The following is a 15,562-nucleotide window of genomic DNA, read 5'->3' on the forward strand; positions in this document are numbered from 1 at the left end:
GGTGGGCGACAATCGCAGGCGTGCCCCTGGACGACGCCTTCCTCGCCGAACTGGCCGACGTCCTCGCGCCCGCCGACGCCCGGGCGGCCCGGTTCACGGGTGAGGCGCCGACCCGGCAACCGGTCCACACGCTGTACGTCCCGGCCGACCTGTTCCGCGCGGGCACCCCGGCGAAGTACGGCGAGCTGGCCTCGGCGCTGCTCGACGAGCACGAGACGTCGCTGGCCGACGCGCTCGCGCTGAGCCCGTCCGAGCTGGTCGAGGTGGTCCCCCGGGTCCGGCACAAGCTGACCTTCCAGCCGGTCGAGGACCTGCGGGTCGACTTCGAGGACGGGTACGGCCTCCGCCCGGACGACGAGGAGGACGCCGCGGCGACCGCGGCGGGCCGCGCGCTGGCCGAGATGGCCGCACCCGCCGTCCCGGAGACCCCCGACGGGCCGTTCACGGCCCCGCCGCTGCTGACCGGGGTCCGGGTCAAGGGACTGCAGCGGGCGACCCGAGACCGGGGGCTGCGCACCCTCGACCTGGTGATCGGCGCGGCCCAGGAGGCCGGCGGCCTGCCGGACCGGTTCGTCGTCACGCTGCCCAAGGTGGGCCACGTCGCGGAGGCGGAGGCCGGCGCGCGCCTGGCCGAGAAGCTGGAGCAGGTGCACGGGCTGCGGGCGGGCGCCGTCCGGCTCGAGTTCCAGATCGAGGTGCCGCAGGCGATCGTCGCCCCCGACGGCACGGCCGAGGTGGCCAAGCTCGTGCACGCGGCCCGGGGCCGGTGCGAGGGGTTGCACTACGGGACGTATGACTTCAGCGCGGCCGCCGGGGTGGTCGCGGGTGAGCAGAGCCTCGAGCACCCGCTGGCCGACCACGCCAAGGCGGTCATGCAGCTGGCCGCCGCGCAGACCGGGGTGCGGGTCAGCGACGGCTCGACGAACGTCGTCCCGACCGGTTCGCCGGACGACGTGGCCGCGGCCTGGGCGCTACACGCACGCCTGGTCGACCGCGGGCTGCGGCGCGGGCTGTACCAGGGCTGGGACCTGCACCCGGGCCACCTGGTCACCCGGTACGCGGCCACCTACGCCTTCTACCGCGAGCAGCTGCGGACGAGCGCCGCCCGGCTGAGGGCGTACACGACCAAGGCGAGCGCCGGCGTCCTGGACGAGCCGGCGACCGCGCAGGCGCTCAGTTCCGCGGTGCTGCGGGGGCTCGACTGCGGGGCCTGCGATGCCGAAGAGGTCTCCGAGGCGACGGGACTGGACCGGGCGGCGCTGCTCGGCCTGGCCCGCCGCGTCGTGTAGGAACAGAAGGAGAGGCCCATGCTCGACCTGGTCTTCAAGGCCCCGCGGGTGATCACCGTCGTCGGTGAGGTCGCGCGCAGCATCGGCGTGCAGGACGGGAAGATCGTCGCGATCGAACCGCTCGAGGCCGGGCTCGAGGCGGAGCAGGTCGTGCAGCTGCGCGACGACGAGGTGCTGCTGCCCGGCCTGGTCGACACGCACGTGCACATCAACGAGCCGGGCCGCACCGAGTGGGAGGGCTTCCACTCGGCGACCCGGGCGGCGGCCGCCGGTGGCGTCACGACGGTCATCGACATGCCCCTGAACAGCATCCCACCGACCACGACGGTCGAGGCGCTGGCGGTCAAGCGGCAGGCCGCCGAGGGAAACGTGTTCGTGGACACGGGTTTCTGGGGTGGCGCCGTACCGGACAACCTCGATCAGCTGCGGCCGTTGCACGACGCGGGCGTGTTCGGGTTCAAGTGCTTCCTGCTGCACTCGGGCGTCGACGAGTTCCCCCATCTGAACACCAAGCAGATGGAGGAGGCCCTGCAGCACATGCACGACTTCGGCGCGCTGATGATCGTGCACGCCGAGAACTCCGACGCGATCGACCGGGCGCCGTCCGCCGAGGGCGAGCGGTACCGGAAGTTCCTGGCCTCCCGGCCGCGCGGGGCCGAGAACATGGCGATCGCCGAGGTGATCGAGGCCGCCCGGTACACCCGGGCCCGCGTGCACGTGCTGCACCTGTCGAGCTCGGACGCGCTGCCCATGCTCGCGAGCGCGCGCCGGGACGGCGTGCTGATCACCGTCGAGACGTGCCCGCACTACCTGAGCTTCTCGTCGGAGCTGATCCCCGACGGCGCGACGCAGTTCAAGTGCTGCCCGCCGATCCGCGAGTCGGGCAACCGGGACCTGCTCTGGCAGGGGCTGAAGGACGGGATCATCGACTGCATCGTGTCCGACCACTCGCCGTCCACGCCCGACCTGAAGCGGTTCGACATCGGCGATTTCGGGGTGGCCTGGGGCGGGATCAGCTCGCTTCAGCTGGGCCTGCCGGCGATCTGGACGCAGGCCAAGGTGCGCGGGTTCTCGCTGGTCGACGTCACCGAGTGGATGGCCGCCCGGACGGCGCGGCTGGCCGGCCTGGCTCGCAAGGGCCGGATCGCGCTCGGCTACGACGCCGACTTCTGCCTGTTCGCCCCCGACGAGGCGTCGGTGGTCGACGCGAGCAAGCTGTACCACCGGCACGCCGTCACGCCCTACGAGGGGCTGCCCCTGGCCGGGGTGGTCCGCCGCACCTGGCTGCGTGGGGAACCGCTCGACCTGACCGAGGGTGCCGTGCCGCGCGGCCGCCTGCTGAGCCGAGGAGACGCATGAGCTCGCCCCTGTCCGAACCGATCGACCTGGCCTCCAGCGCGATCGGGGGCCGCGTCGTCTACGCCAACGACGAGCTGTTCGCCGACCGGCGGCACCTGATCCGCCCCGAGCCGTCGGCCTGGCAGCCGGACACCTACGGCCCGGACGGCAAGATCTACGACGGCTGGGAGACCCGGCGCCGCAGAGACGGCGGGGAGCGCGACTTCGCCATCGTCCGGCTGGGGGCGCCCGGGGTGCTGCGCTCGGTGGTCGTCGACACCGCGCACTTCCGCGGCAACTACCCGCCCTACGCGTCGCTCGAAGGGCTGGCCGGCGAGGGCCACCCGATCGCGCAGGAGGCGCCGGAGGGCGCCTGGACGACGCTGGTGGAGAAGTCGGCGCTGAAGGGCGACAGCGAGAACTCGTTCGACGTCGTCAACCAGAACCGCTGGTCGCACGTGCGGCTGTCGATCTACCCCGACGGCGGCGTGGCCCGGTTGCGGGTGCTGGGCGACGTCGTCCCCGACCCGCGGCTGCTGACCGGCACCGTCGACCTGGCCGCGCTGTGGCACGGCGGGCGGGTCGTGGGCGCGTCGAACATGTTCTACGGCTCGGCGGGGAACCTGATCCGCCCGGGTGAGACCCGCACCATCGGGGAGGGCTGGGAGACGGCCCGGCGGCGGGACGGCGGGCACGACTGGGTGCTGTTCCAGCTCAGCGGCGCGGGCCGCATCCGGCGCGCGGAGATCGATACGACGCACTTCACGGGCAACGCGCCGGGCGAGGTGCGGCTGGTCGGCGTCGACGGCCGGGTCAACGCGCTGGAGGACGCGTCGGCGTGGCACGAGCTGATGCCGCGTACGCGGCTGCGGCCCGACACGCTGCACCGGTTCGTCATCCGGTCGGAGGCCGTGACGCACGTGCGGATGGAGGTGTTCCCCGACGGCGGCATGTCGCGCGTGCGGTTGTTCGGCGAACTCGAACCCGACGCCCTCGAAGGCGTGATGCTGCAGTGGTTGCGCACCGTCCCGTCGTCGCAGCTCAACGAGGTGCTCGGCGCCGTCACGGGGTTGACGGACGAGGAGAACGCGGCGATGCGTCACCGCCGACCGTTCCCTCCCTCAAGCGGCGTGCCCGCAGCTGTGCGAAGCTACCTCCTCGACTGAACGCATGCGGGGACGGCGAGGCCACGGATGAGCATCGAGCCCGACACCAAGGACTGGACCTGGGTCCTCGAACGCCCTTGCGCCGAATGCGGTTTCGACGCTATGAAGCTGCGGCGCGACTGGATGGCGTCGGATGTGCGCCGCTACGCCGCGGACTGGCAGCTGGTGCTGATCCGCCCTGACGTGCGCAGACGCCCGATGCCCGAGACCTGGTCGGCACTCGAGTACGGCTGCCACGTGCGGGACGTGTTCCGCGTCTTCGGTGCGCGCACCGAGATGATGCTGACCGAGCACGACCCCACGTTCCCCAACTGGGACCAGGACGAGACGGCGATCAAGGACCGCTACCCGATCCAGGACCCGGTGGACGTGGCCCGCGAGCTGCTCGAGGCCGCGCAGGTGCTCGCGCACCGGCTGTCCGGGGTCACCGGTGCGCAGTGGTCGCGGACCGGGCGGCGGTCGAACGGCTCGCAGTTCACGGTCGACACCCTGACCCGGTACATGCTGCACGACGTCGAGCACCACCTCTGGGACGTCGGCCGTCCCTGACCTTCCCGGGCTCCGGAGGCCTGTGGATAACTTCGGGAAGGCTCCGTGGGAGCCCCTACCGTGGAACGCATGAGCTTCCTACGGGTGGACACCGAGTCGGTGCTGGGTCTGGTCGCCGCGCTGCGCGCGGCCCAGGCGGAGGCGCGCGCCGTGGCGCGCTCGCCGCAGTTGCTGTGCGACTCGTTCACGGCGGCGGGGGCCGGGCCCGAGGGCGGGGCGGTAGCGGGCGCTGGGGCCGCCTTCGTCGCGGCCTGGGGCGAGGCGCTGGACGACGCCACGCACCAGCTCGAGTGGGTCGCCTCGGCCTTCGAGCTGGTCGTGCAGGCCTACGAGGGTGTCGAGTCCGCGGTGACCGACAGCCTCGTCGGTCGGTCCGTGGGCGCGACGGGCTGAACCCGATGACCACGGGGGGCGTCGCGGCGCACGATGCGGCGGCGGTCGGTGCGCAGGTCGCGCAGCTACGGGTGCAGCTGCAGCGGGCGGCGAACGCGACCGAGAGCATCGCGGCCCACCTGCACACGCTGTCCACCGGCACCGCCCGGGCCGCCGAGGCCGTGCCGAAGGTCGCCGGCGAGTGGCAGGGCCCCGCGGCGAGGGCGGCCTTCGGCCAACTGGTCAGCCTGCGCGACGACCTCGAACGGGTGGCGGGGGCGACGGCCCTGGCCGGCACGGCGGCCCGCCGGCACGCCACGGGTTTGGTCTGGGCGTCGGCCGCACTGCCGGACCTCGAGGCAGGCGCCGACCCGGCGGCGGCGCAGGTGGCCCTCACCCGGGCGCAGGGCATCGCGGCGGAGTCGGCGACCCGCTGCGCGGCGACCCTGCGCACGCTGGCCGGCGGGGCACCCCCGCACCGAGCCGGCCTGCAGGCCGCGATGCACCGGGTGGAGCTGTGGCGGGCCTCGATCGCGCTCGGGGCGACCGAGTCGCTCGTCGGGCTCGGGCTCACGGCGCTGCTCCTCTCTCCGGTCCCCGGGCTGACCGGCCCGAACCTCGCGGGACAGTTGGCCGAGACGAACCCCGGCGAGCTGTTCGACGCCGTGACCGACCGGAAGTCGTGGCAGAGCGACCCGGCCCGAGCCGTCGGTCACCTACTGCCTGACCTGATCGCCGCGGCCTTCAGCGGTGGGGCGTCCGGAGCGGCCAGCGCGGCCACCCGCACCCGGACGATCGTCCGGCTCGAGGCCCAGGCGGGCGCCGAGGCCGCGCTCCGGCAGAAGGCGCAGGACGTCGCGCTGGCCACGCTCAAGGCGGAGGCCGGCAGCGCCCGCAAGCAGCTCGTCGACGAGGCGGCGGACGCGGCCGATCGGCGCGTGCTGGCCCAGCCCGGGAAGGCGTGGCGCGGCGACGGCGAGCTGAACCTCGACCCGCTGGAGAACGCCCGGGTGGACGTCCTCTACGCGCGGATGCAGGCGATCGAACCGCAGGTCACGGCCCGGCTCCAACAGATCGAGAAGCAGGTCGACGCCCACCTCGTGGGCCTGGAGAACCGGGTGAAGGAGGCCGAGTCGCTGCGGCGTAAGGTCGCCACCTGGGGTGGCTCGGTCGATGCGTTGCGGGGGGTCAACGACATCCTGCGCTACACGTTCATCCTGCCCGAGGGTAGCTACGTGGCCGAGGCCGGCCAGGTGGCGAAGTTGTTGAGCGAGAGCGGCTATCACCTCGAGAAGGCCCCCTCGACATGGCTGGGGTCCGGCTACAAGGGAGTCAATTCGACCTGGGTCGACGCGGGCACCGGAGCGAAGTTCGAGGTGCAGTTCCACACCAGGGCGGGTCACCTGGCCAACCTGGCGACGCACCCCTGGTACGAGAGGATCCGCCTGCCCTCGACTCCGCCCGCCGAGAAGGCGCTCCTCCAGGCCAGGTCGGACGCGGTGTACGAGCTGATCGACCGGCCACCGGGTGTTGAGGTCCTCGGCCCGAAGAAGACCGGTCCGGGGCTCACGGTCCCGAAGCCCCAGCCCGAGCCCGTCGTCCCGCCCGTGGACACCGCCCTGTCCGACGCCGTCCTCGCCGGTGCGGCGGCCGGTGCGGCGACCGCGACTACCGCCAATGCCGCCTCGACCGGCGCTGACCGATGAGCGCCGAGCCGGTATACCAGCGGTATACTCCTGACGTGGCGGATACGACGATCAAGGTGGACAAGGCCGTACGCGACCGGCTGGCGATCCTCGCTGCTGAGCGCGGCACCACCATCCGTGATCTGGTCGCCGAACTGGCGGGAGTCACGCCGACGGAGGCGGAGAACCAGGCCCGCTACGAGAAGGCGGTCGCCTACGTGCGCGCGCACCTGTACCCCGGCTTCAACGAGGAGGACGCGCGGGCAGGAGACGAGATGTGGGCGATGCTCGACCAGATGGCCGAAGATCGGGCCCGACGATTGGCGATCGAACGGCAGCCTGGTCCGTGACCGCCTGGACGCAGCCACCAGCCCGACCCGTAATCCTGGACGACACAGCCCTTCTCGCGCTGGGCGCCGGGCATCAGCTTCTGTCCGGAGTGGTCGCGCGGGCGCATCTGGACGTCGGCCACGTCGTGTACGCGCCGGCCATGTGTGTGTTCGCCGCGACGTCGTCCCGACCCGCTCTGGGCGACCACATCGGCGGTCTCGTCGCCATCAGGATCATGGATCTCGGTCTCGCCGACGCACTCGGTGCCGCCGCGGCCGTCGCCGCCGGAGTGCCCTGGGAGCGGGCGCATGCCCTGACAGCTGCGCGCCCCAGCGCGCAGTGGCCGGAGGGCCTGACCGTCCTCAGCCACGATCCGGTCCCCTACCGCCGCTTCGGTCTCGAGGTCGTCGACATCGGCTGATGCTTCGCTCCCAGGTGGGGCGCCTAGAGTGCCGGGCGATGGACACGAGCGTGATCGAGCCCCGGCGCCTGAAGCAGGAGATCTGGCTGGTCCTCGGGCTGAGCCTGGGCCAGTCGGCGGTCTACTCGATCATCAGCCTGAGCGCGAAGCTGACCGCCGGGAAGCCGCTGGCCCAGCAGATGTCAACACTGAACAGCTCGCAGAGCGTCCGCCCCTACCTCGACCTGACCTACCAGCTGACCGGGATCGTGTTCACGATCGTCCCGGCCCTGCTGGCCATCTGGCTGCTGGCCGCGCAGGTCCCCAACGTCCGCGCGGCGCTCGGCCTCGACGGCCGGCAGCCCGGGTACGACGTCCTGGCCGCGCTGGGGCTGACGGCGCTGATCGGCATCCCCGGCCTCGGTCTCTACTACGTGGGGCGGGCGCTCGACCTGACCACGACGATCGTCCCGGCGAACCTGAACGACTACTGGTGGACGGTCCCCGTGCTGATCCTCCAGGCGGTCAAGAACGCCTTCCTCGAGGAGGTCGTGGCGGTCGGCTACCTGGTCACCCGGCTGAAGCAGCTGAACTGGCCGCCGGCCGCGCAGGTCGCGGCGAGCGCGCTCCTGCGCGGCAGCTACCACCTGTACCAGGGCATCGGGCCGTTCGTCGGCAACGCGGTGATGGGCGTCGTCTTCGCCGAGTGGTTCCGGCGCCGTCAACGGGTGATGCCGTTGTTCCTGGCCCACACCCTGCTCGACGTGTTCGCCTTCGTCGGCTACGCCGCGCTGCGTCACCTCGGGCTGCTGGACACCCTCGGGCTCACCTGAGCGTCCGTGGTCAGGGCCGGTTCGAGGTCGACGGGCACCTCGCCCGAGGGGACGGCGGCGGCGGCCGGGTCGACGTCGTCCACCACCTGCTGCGGGTCGGGCACCCGCCCGCTGCGCAGCAGCGTGAGCGCCACGGCGGCGGTGAGCAACGAGGTCAGGCCACCGAAACCGATCGTCCACCGGGCCCCGAAGGTCTCGCCGATCCACCCGATGATCGGGGCGCCGATCGGCGTCCCGCCCATGAAGATCGCCATGTAGAGCGCCATCACGCGCCCGCGCAGCTCGGGCGCGACCGACAGCTGGACGGTGGCGTTGGCCGCGGTCATCACGGTCAGCGCCGACAGTCCGACCGGCACCAGCAGGACGGCGAAGCTCCAGTAGGTCGGCATCACCGACGCGACGAGGGCCGAGACGCCCAGCGCGACAGCGGCTCCGGCGACGAGGTGGATGCTGGGCTTGGACCGCCGGGCCGCCAGCAGGGCCCCGGACAGCGAGCCGATCGCCATCACCGAGCCGAGCAGCCCGTACTGGCCGGACCCCTTGTCGAACACGAGGCGGGCCATCAGCGCGGTCGTCACCTGGAAGTTCATCGTGAACGTGCCGATCATCCCGACGATGCCGAGCAGCAGCAGGATGTCGGAGCGGTGCCGCACGTAGGCGAGCCCGTCGCGCACCGAGCCACGTTTACGAGAGGCGTTGGGCGACAGCAGGAGCCGGTCGAGGTCCATCCGCGACAGCTGGATCACGACGGCCGCGAAGCTGACGGCGTTGATCAGGAAGACCGGGCCGGTGCCGCCCAGCCAGTGGATCAGCAGGCCCGCGACGGCCGGGCCGATCAGCCGGCCGCCGTTGAACGACGCGCTGTTCAGGCCGACGGCGTTGGGCAGGTCCTCGCGGGGGACGAGCTCGGACACGAAGGTCTGGCGGGCCGGGCCGTCGAGGGCGGCGACCGTCCCGAGGCCGAACGCGAGCGCGTAGACCATCCACAGCTGAGCCATGTCGGTGACCACCAGCACCCCGAGCAGGGCGGCCAGCAGGCCCATCCCGACCTGGGTGCCGATCAGGATGCGGCGCCGCGAGAACCGGTCGACGACCGATCCGGCGAACGGCGCGAAGAGCAGCATCGGCGCGAACTGCAGGCCGGTGGTGATGCCGACGGCCACGCCGGAGTTGTCGGTCAGGACGGTCAGGACCAACCAGTCCTGGGCGACTCGCTGCATCCAGGTGCCGACGTTCGACACCACGGAGCCGGCGAGCCAGAGCCGGTAGTTCGGGTGGTTCAGAGCCTTGAAGGTGGGGCTCACTCGGTGGCGATCCTCCTCATGATCTCGGTCGCGTCGGCGAGCACCGCGCGTTCGCGGTCGTCGAGGGCGGCCAGTCGCATGCCCAGCCAGGCGTCACGGCGACGCCGGGTCTCGTCGACGGCCGCGTGCCCGGCCGCGGTCAGCTCGACGAACGCCTGCCGCCCGTCGTCCGGGTCCCGGCTGCGCGTCACCAGCCCGCGGTCGACCAGATGGGCGACCGTCTTGGTCATCGACGGCGGCTGCACGCGCTCGAACTCGGCCAGCGCCTTCAGCGTCGCCCGCCCCCGCCGGTCGAGCGCCGCCAGCAGGCTGAACTGGGTGTCCGTCAGCTCGGAGTCGGCCTTCTCGGCCCTGACCCGCCTGGCCAGCCGCAGCAACGCGACCCTCAGGTCGGCCGCCGTCAACTCGTTCACGGTAACCCGAACTAATTAGCCTGTCTAACTATTTCCCGCGGCCCGGGGGGCAGCGGTTACGCGCCGTGGGAGGGTGGGCCCATGGCGCTGACGTGGGAGCAGGTCCTGGCCTGGCGCACCGAGCGGCAGTTCCTCACCCGGCTGGACGGCGCCGACGCCACCGCGGTCGCCCGTCGCCTGGCCGGGCTCCAGGCCCAGGTGCCGACGTCCGCGGCGCTGCAGGTCGCCGTCCGGCAGGCCACGCCCGACCTGCAGGCCGCAGCGGCCGGCCTCGCTGACCGCAGCCTGATCCGGACGTGGGTGATGCGCGGCACCCTGCACCTGCTGCCCACCGTCGTCGCCCCCGCCTACCTCAGCCTGCTGGCGCACGCCCGCAGCTGGCACAAGGGGTCGTGGCAGAAGACGTTCGTCCGGGTCGACCAGGTCGACACGCTGGCCGCGGCGGTGACGGACGCGCTGGCCGGCGGCGCCGCGCTGACCCGCGACGAGCTGGTGGCCCACGTGCAGGAGTCGACCGGTGACGCCGACCTGGTCGAACACCTCGCCTCGGGCTGGGGCACGATCCTCAAACCGCTCGCCTGGCAGGGCATCCTGTGCAACGGCCCGTCGGACGGCGGGCGCGTCACCTTCACGGCGCCCCGCACCTGGTCCCCCGCCTGGACCGGGCTGCCGGCGCCCGGCGACGCCGCGCCCGTCGTCATCGACGCCTACCTGGGTGCCTACGGGCCCGCGTCGCCGGAGTCGTTCGACCAGTGGCTGATCCGCGGCGTGACGCCGAAGAAGGCTCTGCGGGGCTGGTTCTCGCGGTTGCAGGACGCCGGCACCCTGGTCGAGGTCGACGTGGAGGGCCAGCGGCTGCTCGCCCGGGCCCACGACGTCGACGCGTTGCAGGCCGCTCGGCCGCACGGCACGGTCCGGCTGCTGCCCGGTTTCGACCCGACCGTACTCGGCCCGGGTACCTCCGATCCGCACGTCGTCCCCGTCGACCACCGCGCCGACGTGAGCCTGGCCGGCGGCTGGATCGCCCCGACCGTGCTGCGCGACGGCGCCGTGGTCGGCACCTGGACCCTCGGCCCGCTCGGGGTCCGACCGTTCGCCCCGTTCAACAAGGCGGACAAGGCGGCGCTGAGGGCCGAGACCGACCGGGTCGCCGCGATCATCGGCTGAGCTCTCAGATCAAGATCATGTCTCACTGAGCGTCGGTCGGCCCCGCTCCCGGTGACCGGAATCCGACGCCGGGCGAGACATGAACCTGACCTCGGCTCACCGCTGGGTAGTCTGACGTCGTGACCTCCACCCCGAGCGACCCCCGTGGCGAGGCCCCGCTGCCCGGGGTGAAGACCGCCCCCGTCGACGGGTCGCTGCCCTACTCCGCCCAGCGCCCGCCGGTCGCCGTGGGCACGCTGATCTGGCTGGTCCTGCTGGTGGTCACGTTCCTCGACCGCGAGAACCTGAGGCACGACGGCCACGGCTGGTGGGTCTGGACGTGCCTGGCCGGGGTGGTCCTCGGAGTGGTCGGCTTCGCCATGGTCCACAACATGACCCGCGACGACCGCGCCTGACTCAGCCGAACGCCTCGTCGAGCAGGGCCGCGTTGGCGGTGGCCGGGTCGACCAGCGCCTCCTCGACGACGCCGCGCAACGCCCAAGCCCCGGACACCCAGCACAGGCCGCGGGCCAGACCGCCCAGGGTGGCGGCGTGCACCACGGAATCGCTGACCCACCAGTCGACCTCGTGCCCGTCGACCACCAGTGCGTCGTGCTCGCACCACGTGGCGGGGCCCCCGGGCAGGAGGTGGGTGACGCCGGGCGGGACCGGCTGCTTCACCCCGGAGGAGGAGACCACTCCGGGCACCAGCTCACCGACCAACGGCAGGTCGAACAGTTCGGCCAGCGCGCCGGCCGAGTCGGCCGGCGCGGGCAGGCCGCAGCCGACGTCGGGACGTTGCAGGTACATCGGCGACTCGAGCACGACGGCCTCGTCGGCGTCGACGACCTGGGTACCGGCGATGTCGGGTCGCGGGTCGAGGCCGCGCACCCGGGGCGGTGGCGCGGGCCAGCGCAGACCGGCGTCGGCCAGCTCGGCGAACCGGCGCAGGAGGCGGAGCAACAGAGGCAGGGGTACGTACCGGGCGGGGTCGGCCAGCCGGTCGAAAACGGTTGAGGCGACGCCCGCATCGACGTCGGACAGACCGGTCACCACGCCCAGCGCCGACTGGGCGGGGCGGTCCAGCGCGGCCAGCCAGGCGGGGGCGGGCGGCAGCAGCTCGGCCAGCCCGTCGGTGGCCCCCTCGGCAGCCACGACCCCACCACCGTCGGGGGAGGAGAACCGGTCCCGCAGCCACCAGGCCGTATAGGGCAGGACGTCGACCGCCACCCCTGCGGCCACCGCGCGGCACCGGCCGACCAGCGCCGCACGCGTCGCGGGCTCGGCGGCCACCGCGGCGACCACCTCGGGCAACGCGTCCGGGGCCACCGCGTCGAGGTCGCGCACGGCCAGCAGCTCGGGCACGCTGACCGGGCCGACGTCCGGGTGACCACCCTGCGTGCCGGCCGCCCGCACCCGGTCGAGCACGTACTCGCACCAGTCGTCCCAGCCCTCGAGCAGGTCCGCGGGCGAGCCCGCCTCGACGGGCGCGTCCGGTTCGACCGGGACGTCGGCCGCCCGGACCAGGGCCGGCCCGTCGAGCACGCCGACCGCCGCCAGAACGTCTGCACCCCAACGACCCTCGACCTCGGCTGCGACCAGGCCGATCTCGTCCGGGTCGAACCAACGCGCCGCACGGCTGCCCGGCCGGGCCAGGGCCCCGGCCGGGGCGGGTTCGCCCTCGGAGTCGGTCAGGGCCAGGTCCGCCAGCCACGGCAGCTCCCCCGGGGTCAGCTCCCCGGCCGAGACGGCTCCCTGCACCAGGGTCAGGACCGCGTCGGCCAGCGGCAGGCGCGGCTCGAGCGGGTCGAACGGCTCGTCCTCGTCGTCGGCCGACGCCTCGACCGCCGTGCGGACGACGTCCAGCTCCAGCAACGCCCGCGGGCCGGCCGGCACCGCACCCAACCGCTCCAACAGGGGGTGGGCCGCCTCCGGGTGCACGACCCGCGCGCCGAGCCGGGCCAGCGCCGCCGACACCTCATCCGTACCGGCGGCCAGCACCAAACCTCTTGCCCCCCGGGCGATCTCGCCCCCCGCCAGCGGGACCGGCAGTGACCCGAGCGCCTCCCGCACCAGCGGGTCCACGGCCAGCGGGTCGAGCGCCGCGTACAGCTCACGCCAGCGACCCGGGTCCGGATCGGCGGGCAGCGCGTCGACCACGTCGGACAGCTCCAGTTCGCGGACCCCGACCTGCCGGAGCACGACGCGCGCGGGCCGCGACGCCGGCACCAGCCCGGCCAGCCGCGGCGCCAGCACCCGGGTCAGCGTCTCGTCCGCTCCGGCCGCCCCGGCGATCGTGACCGCGTCCCGCGGGGCCAGCGGGGCGCCGTCCTCGACGGCGGTGAGCAGCTTCGTCCCGGGCAGGACGCGGTCGAGGGCGGCCCGCAGGGTGCCGTCGACCGCACCGGCGGGCAACCCGGTCGGCACGTAACGCCAGGCGGGATAGCCGTTCTCGGCCAACTCGGCGAGCAGCTCGGCGTACGCCGCCGCGGCCTCCCCCAGCACGGCGTCGGTCAGCGGACCGGGCGCGACGTGCCGCCGCGACGGCTCCAGCGGGACGGTCGCCACCAGCAGCGCGGGCCACGGCAGCGGCTCCTCGCACGGCGTCGGTGCGTGCAGCACCGGTGGGACGCTCGGGAACGGCTCGGCGCCCGGCTCTCTCGGTACCGCCCAGGCGACCTGCCAGCCCGTCCGGGCCCGCTCCTCGACGGGCCGGTCGACCAGCAGTTCCGGCGCCAGCACCCCCTCGCGACGCAGGACCCGCCAGCGTGACTCGACGTCCGACAGGTCACGCGGCGGCTCACCGTCGACCTCGACCCGCACGGAACCCAGCGCCGGCAGCGCGAGCAGCAGGGCGTCGTCCAGCTCCGCGAGCTGCCGGGCGACCAGATCGGCCGCCACCCCGTCGCGCAACGGCAGCACGACCACCGTGTCGTAGCCCGCCGGGACCGCGGCCGAGGCCGGGAACGGCAGCCGCAGCACCGGGACGTGTCCCTCGCGCCGGCGCACCTCGTCGGCGAGCCCGGCATCCCCGGTCGCCTCCACCAGCGCCCGCGTGTCGGCCGCCGAGAACCGCACTCCCCCGGCCCGTCCCACCACCGCGGGCTCGTCGCTGACCGCCAGCACGGCGGCGAAACCCACGCCGAACCGGCCGACGGTCGGCTCCGCGTCGCGCTTCGCGGACGCGCGCAGCGTGGCCAGCGCCGAGACGCCGGCCGCGTCGAGCGGTGTGCCCGAGTTGGCGGCCACGAGGACCGGCCCGGTGTCGTCGCGGGTCAGCCTCAGCAGCAGCCGGCCGGGCTCACCGGCGCGGGCGGCGGCGTCGGCGGCGTTCTGGGCCAGTTCCACCAGGACCCGGTCCCGGTAGCCACCGGTGACCAGGTCCTCCTCGGCGTTCGCGTCCTCCCGGAACCGGGCCGGCGACGCGGCCCAGGCCGCGAGGACCCGCTCCCGCAGGTCACCCGTGTCGAACGGGTCCTCGGTCACGACTCCGGCGACTGATCAGCCTCGGCGATGCCGGGCTCCGGGGTGGGCAGCACGGGCGGAGCCGGCGGCTCGTCGGGCTCCGGCAGGCCGGGGACGTCCGGGCCGGGCTCGACCGGCGTCGGCTCGTCCGGCACCGGGACGACGGGTTCCGGGATGTCGGGCCCCGGCTGGACCGGAGGCTGGGTCGCCTCCGGGACGACGGCCTGCGCGACCTCCGCCTCGACGACCTCCGCCTCGGCGACCTCCGCCTCGGCGATGTCGGCTTCGATCTCGGCGACGGGCTCGACGGCCAGCACGGCCTCCGCCTCGGCGATCTCGGCGACGGGCTCGTCCAGCGGTTCCAGGTCGGCCGCAGTCACCTCGTCGATCAGGCTCTCGTCCAGGATCACGGGGGGCAGCGGCTCGGGGACGGGAAGCTGCAGGTCGGTCTCGCTGTGGGCGCCACACCCGTGGTCGGCAGTGACGACCCGGCCGTCCGACGGCGACCACTCGTTCGCGCAGACCCCGAAGTCCTGCCGCAACAGGCCGCTCAGGGACACGAAATACCCGCAGCTCACGCAGGGCGCGCTGGCCTGGATGGCCACGTCCGAGGTCGGCCCGCCGGCCGAGGCGTGCCAGCGTTCGGCGGCCGCCCGCACACCCTCGGGGCCCAGTACCCGCTCCCGGCCGAGGCCGAGCTCCCAGAACAGCTGCTGCTCGTCGTCCGTCAGCTCGGCGTCGTCGGTGACCTCGTAGCCGGGCACCAGGTACGGGTCGTCGGGCTTGTAGGGCAGCTCGTCGCCGGGGCCCAGGTCGCCGGGGGCCAGCCGGTCGGACCACGGCACCCACTCGGGGGCCAGCACGGCCTCGGCCTGCGGCAGCAGCACGACCTCGCAGACCGTGGGGTACTCCTGCCCCGCGGGCCGGGCCAGCGATACGGCCCAGCCCCAGCCGCGGTACCCGGGCATCAGGGCCGCGAAGGTGTGCACGGCCAGGCCGCCGGCCTCGACCGAGACGCCCGTGTGCTCCCCGACGGCCTCGGCGCCGGCGGTCTCGACCGCCGCCTCCCGGGCCAGATCCACGGCCGCGGCGCTCACGTCGTCCAGCACCGGCGCAGCCGCAGGCTCCTCGGGCTCGACGGCGGGCTCGACGGCGGCCTCGACGTCAGGCTCGACGACCGCCTCGGGCGAGGCGACCGCCGCTACGGGCGGGGCGTCGCCGACCGGGGTCTGCTGTTCGGGCACCTGGACAGGTTCGACCTGCTCAGGAGCC

At 73.8% G+C, this 15,562-nt stretch carries 15 protein-coding genes; 11 read left to right on the forward strand and 4 right to left on the reverse strand.

Features of this window, described 5'->3' with window-relative positions:
- The first annotated feature begins 20 nt into the window (after positions 1 to 20).
- From ACIB24_RS00940 to ACIB24_RS00980, 9 genes are all read left to right on the forward strand, one after another.
- Positions 21 to 1,289, forward strand: a complete 1,269-nt coding sequence (locus tag ACIB24_RS00940; RefSeq protein ID WP_398273818.1) for a DUF6986 family protein — start codon at positions 21 to 23, stop codon at positions 1,287 to 1,289.
- Positions 1,290 to 1,307: 18 nt separating this feature from the next.
- Positions 1,308 to 2,648 (forward strand): allantoinase AllB, encoded by a 1,341-nt coding sequence (allB, locus tag ACIB24_RS00945; RefSeq protein WP_398273821.1) that lies wholly within the window; start codon positions 1,308 to 1,310, stop codon positions 2,646 to 2,648.
- A complete protein-coding gene (gene alc / locus ACIB24_RS00950) occupies positions 2,645 to 3,793 on the forward strand; it encodes an allantoicase (RefSeq protein WP_398273824.1) in 1,149 nt (382 codons plus the stop codon). Before allB ends, alc begins: the two co-directional genes overlap by 4 nt.
- A gap of 27 nt (positions 3,794 to 3,820) precedes the next feature.
- Positions 3,821 to 4,342: a DinB family protein gene (locus ACIB24_RS00955; RefSeq protein WP_398273827.1), complete on the forward strand. Its 522-nt coding sequence runs from the start codon at positions 3,821 to 3,823 to the stop codon at positions 4,340 to 4,342.
- A 69-nt stretch (positions 4,343 to 4,411) separates the two neighbouring features.
- Positions 4,412 to 4,735, forward strand: a complete 324-nt coding sequence (locus ACIB24_RS00960; protein ID WP_398273830.1) for a hypothetical protein — start codon at positions 4,412 to 4,414, stop codon at positions 4,733 to 4,735.
- Positions 4,736 to 4,740: 5 nt separating this feature from the next.
- Positions 4,741 to 6,420: a hypothetical protein gene (locus ACIB24_RS00965; protein ID WP_398273833.1), complete on the forward strand. Its 1,680-nt coding sequence runs from the start codon at positions 4,741 to 4,743 to the stop codon at positions 6,418 to 6,420.
- Between the two features lie 35 nt (positions 6,421 to 6,455).
- Positions 6,456 to 6,749 carry a hypothetical protein gene (locus ACIB24_RS00970; protein WP_398273836.1) on the forward strand — a complete coding sequence of 98 codons (294 nt, stop codon included), beginning with the start codon at positions 6,456 to 6,458 and terminating at the stop codon, positions 6,747 to 6,749.
- Positions 6,746 to 7,150, forward strand: a complete 405-nt coding sequence (locus ACIB24_RS00975; RefSeq protein WP_398273839.1) for a hypothetical protein — start codon at positions 6,746 to 6,748, stop codon at positions 7,148 to 7,150. Before ACIB24_RS00970 ends, ACIB24_RS00975 begins: the two co-directional genes overlap by 4 nt.
- A 38-nt stretch (positions 7,151 to 7,188) precedes the next feature.
- Positions 7,189 to 7,962 (forward strand): CPBP family intramembrane glutamic endopeptidase, encoded by a 774-nt coding sequence (locus ACIB24_RS00980; RefSeq protein ID WP_398273842.1) that lies wholly within the window; start codon positions 7,189 to 7,191, stop codon positions 7,960 to 7,962.
- Here the strand turns inward: ACIB24_RS00980 and ACIB24_RS00985 are convergent.
- Entirely contained in the window at positions 7,926 to 9,266 is a 1,341-nt protein-coding gene (locus ACIB24_RS00985) for an MFS transporter (RefSeq protein ID WP_398273845.1), read from the reverse strand. The two genes, ACIB24_RS00980 and ACIB24_RS00985, sit on opposite strands and share 37 nt — an antisense overlap.
- Positions 9,263 to 9,679, reverse strand: a complete 417-nt coding sequence (locus tag ACIB24_RS00990; protein WP_398273848.1) for a MarR family winged helix-turn-helix transcriptional regulator — start codon at positions 9,677 to 9,679, stop codon at positions 9,263 to 9,265. The genes ACIB24_RS00985 and ACIB24_RS00990 overlap by 4 nt, the downstream gene beginning before the upstream one ends.
- 81 nt (positions 9,680 to 9,760) lie before the next feature.
- Here ACIB24_RS00990 and ACIB24_RS00995 point away from each other — a divergent pair, with 81 nt between their 5' ends.
- Complete coding sequence (locus ACIB24_RS00995) at positions 9,761 to 10,846, forward strand: winged helix DNA-binding domain-containing protein (RefSeq protein WP_398273851.1); 1,086 nt, start codon at positions 9,761 to 9,763, stop codon at positions 10,844 to 10,846.
- Positions 10,847 to 10,965: 119 nt separating this feature from the next.
- Positions 10,966 to 11,241, forward strand: coding sequence for a DUF2530 domain-containing protein (locus ACIB24_RS01000; protein WP_398273854.1), 276 nt, complete (start codon positions 10,966 to 10,968; stop codon positions 11,239 to 11,241).
- Position 11,242: 1 nt separating this feature from the next.
- Here the strand turns inward: ACIB24_RS01000 and ACIB24_RS01005 are convergent, their stop codons facing one another.
- Together ACIB24_RS01005 and ACIB24_RS01010 are read right to left on the reverse strand one after the other, a co-directional pair.
- Positions 11,243 to 14,311, reverse strand: a complete 3,069-nt coding sequence (locus ACIB24_RS01005; RefSeq protein WP_398273857.1) for a sacsin N-terminal ATP-binding-like domain-containing protein — start codon at positions 14,309 to 14,311, stop codon at positions 11,243 to 11,245.
- The gene (locus tag ACIB24_RS01010) at positions 14,308 to 15,534 is read right to left on the reverse strand and encodes a DUF3027 domain-containing protein (RefSeq protein WP_398273860.1); all 1,227 of its coding nucleotides are present in this window, start codon (positions 15,532 to 15,534) and stop codon (positions 14,308 to 14,310) included. The genes ACIB24_RS01005 and ACIB24_RS01010 overlap by 4 nt, the downstream gene beginning before the upstream one ends.
- Positions 15,535 to 15,562 lie beyond the last annotated feature (28 nt).

The sequence above is a fragment of the Spongisporangium articulatum genome (genome assembly GCF_044465595.1).
Taxonomy (GTDB): domain Bacteria; phylum Actinomycetota; class Actinomycetes; order Actinomycetales; family Kineosporiaceae; genus Spongisporangium; species Spongisporangium articulatum.

Excerpts from the sequence above, each read along its gene's own strand:
- allB (WP_398273821.1), top strand. The coding sequence starts at position 1,308 with ATGCTCGACCTGGTCTTCAAGGCCCCGCGGGTGATCACCGTCGTCGGT.
- alc (WP_398273824.1), top strand. The coding sequence starts at position 2,645 with ATGAGCTCGCCCCTGTCCGAACCGATCGACCTGGCCTCCAGCGCGATC.
- ACIB24_RS00955 (WP_398273827.1), top strand. The coding sequence starts at position 3,821 with ATGAGCATCGAGCCCGACACCAAGGACTGGACCTGGGTCCTCGAACGC.
- ACIB24_RS00960 (WP_398273830.1), top strand. The coding sequence starts at position 4,412 with ATGAGCTTCCTACGGGTGGACACCGAGTCGGTGCTGGGTCTGGTCGCC.
- ACIB24_RS00965 (WP_398273833.1), top strand. The coding sequence starts at position 4,741 with ATGACCACGGGGGGCGTCGCGGCGCACGATGCGGCGGCGGTCGGTGCG.
- ACIB24_RS00980 (WP_398273842.1), top strand. The coding sequence starts at position 7,189 with ATGGACACGAGCGTGATCGAGCCCCGGCGCCTGAAGCAGGAGATCTGG.
- ACIB24_RS00995 (WP_398273851.1), top strand. The coding sequence starts at position 9,761 with ATGGCGCTGACGTGGGAGCAGGTCCTGGCCTGGCGCACCGAGCGGCAG.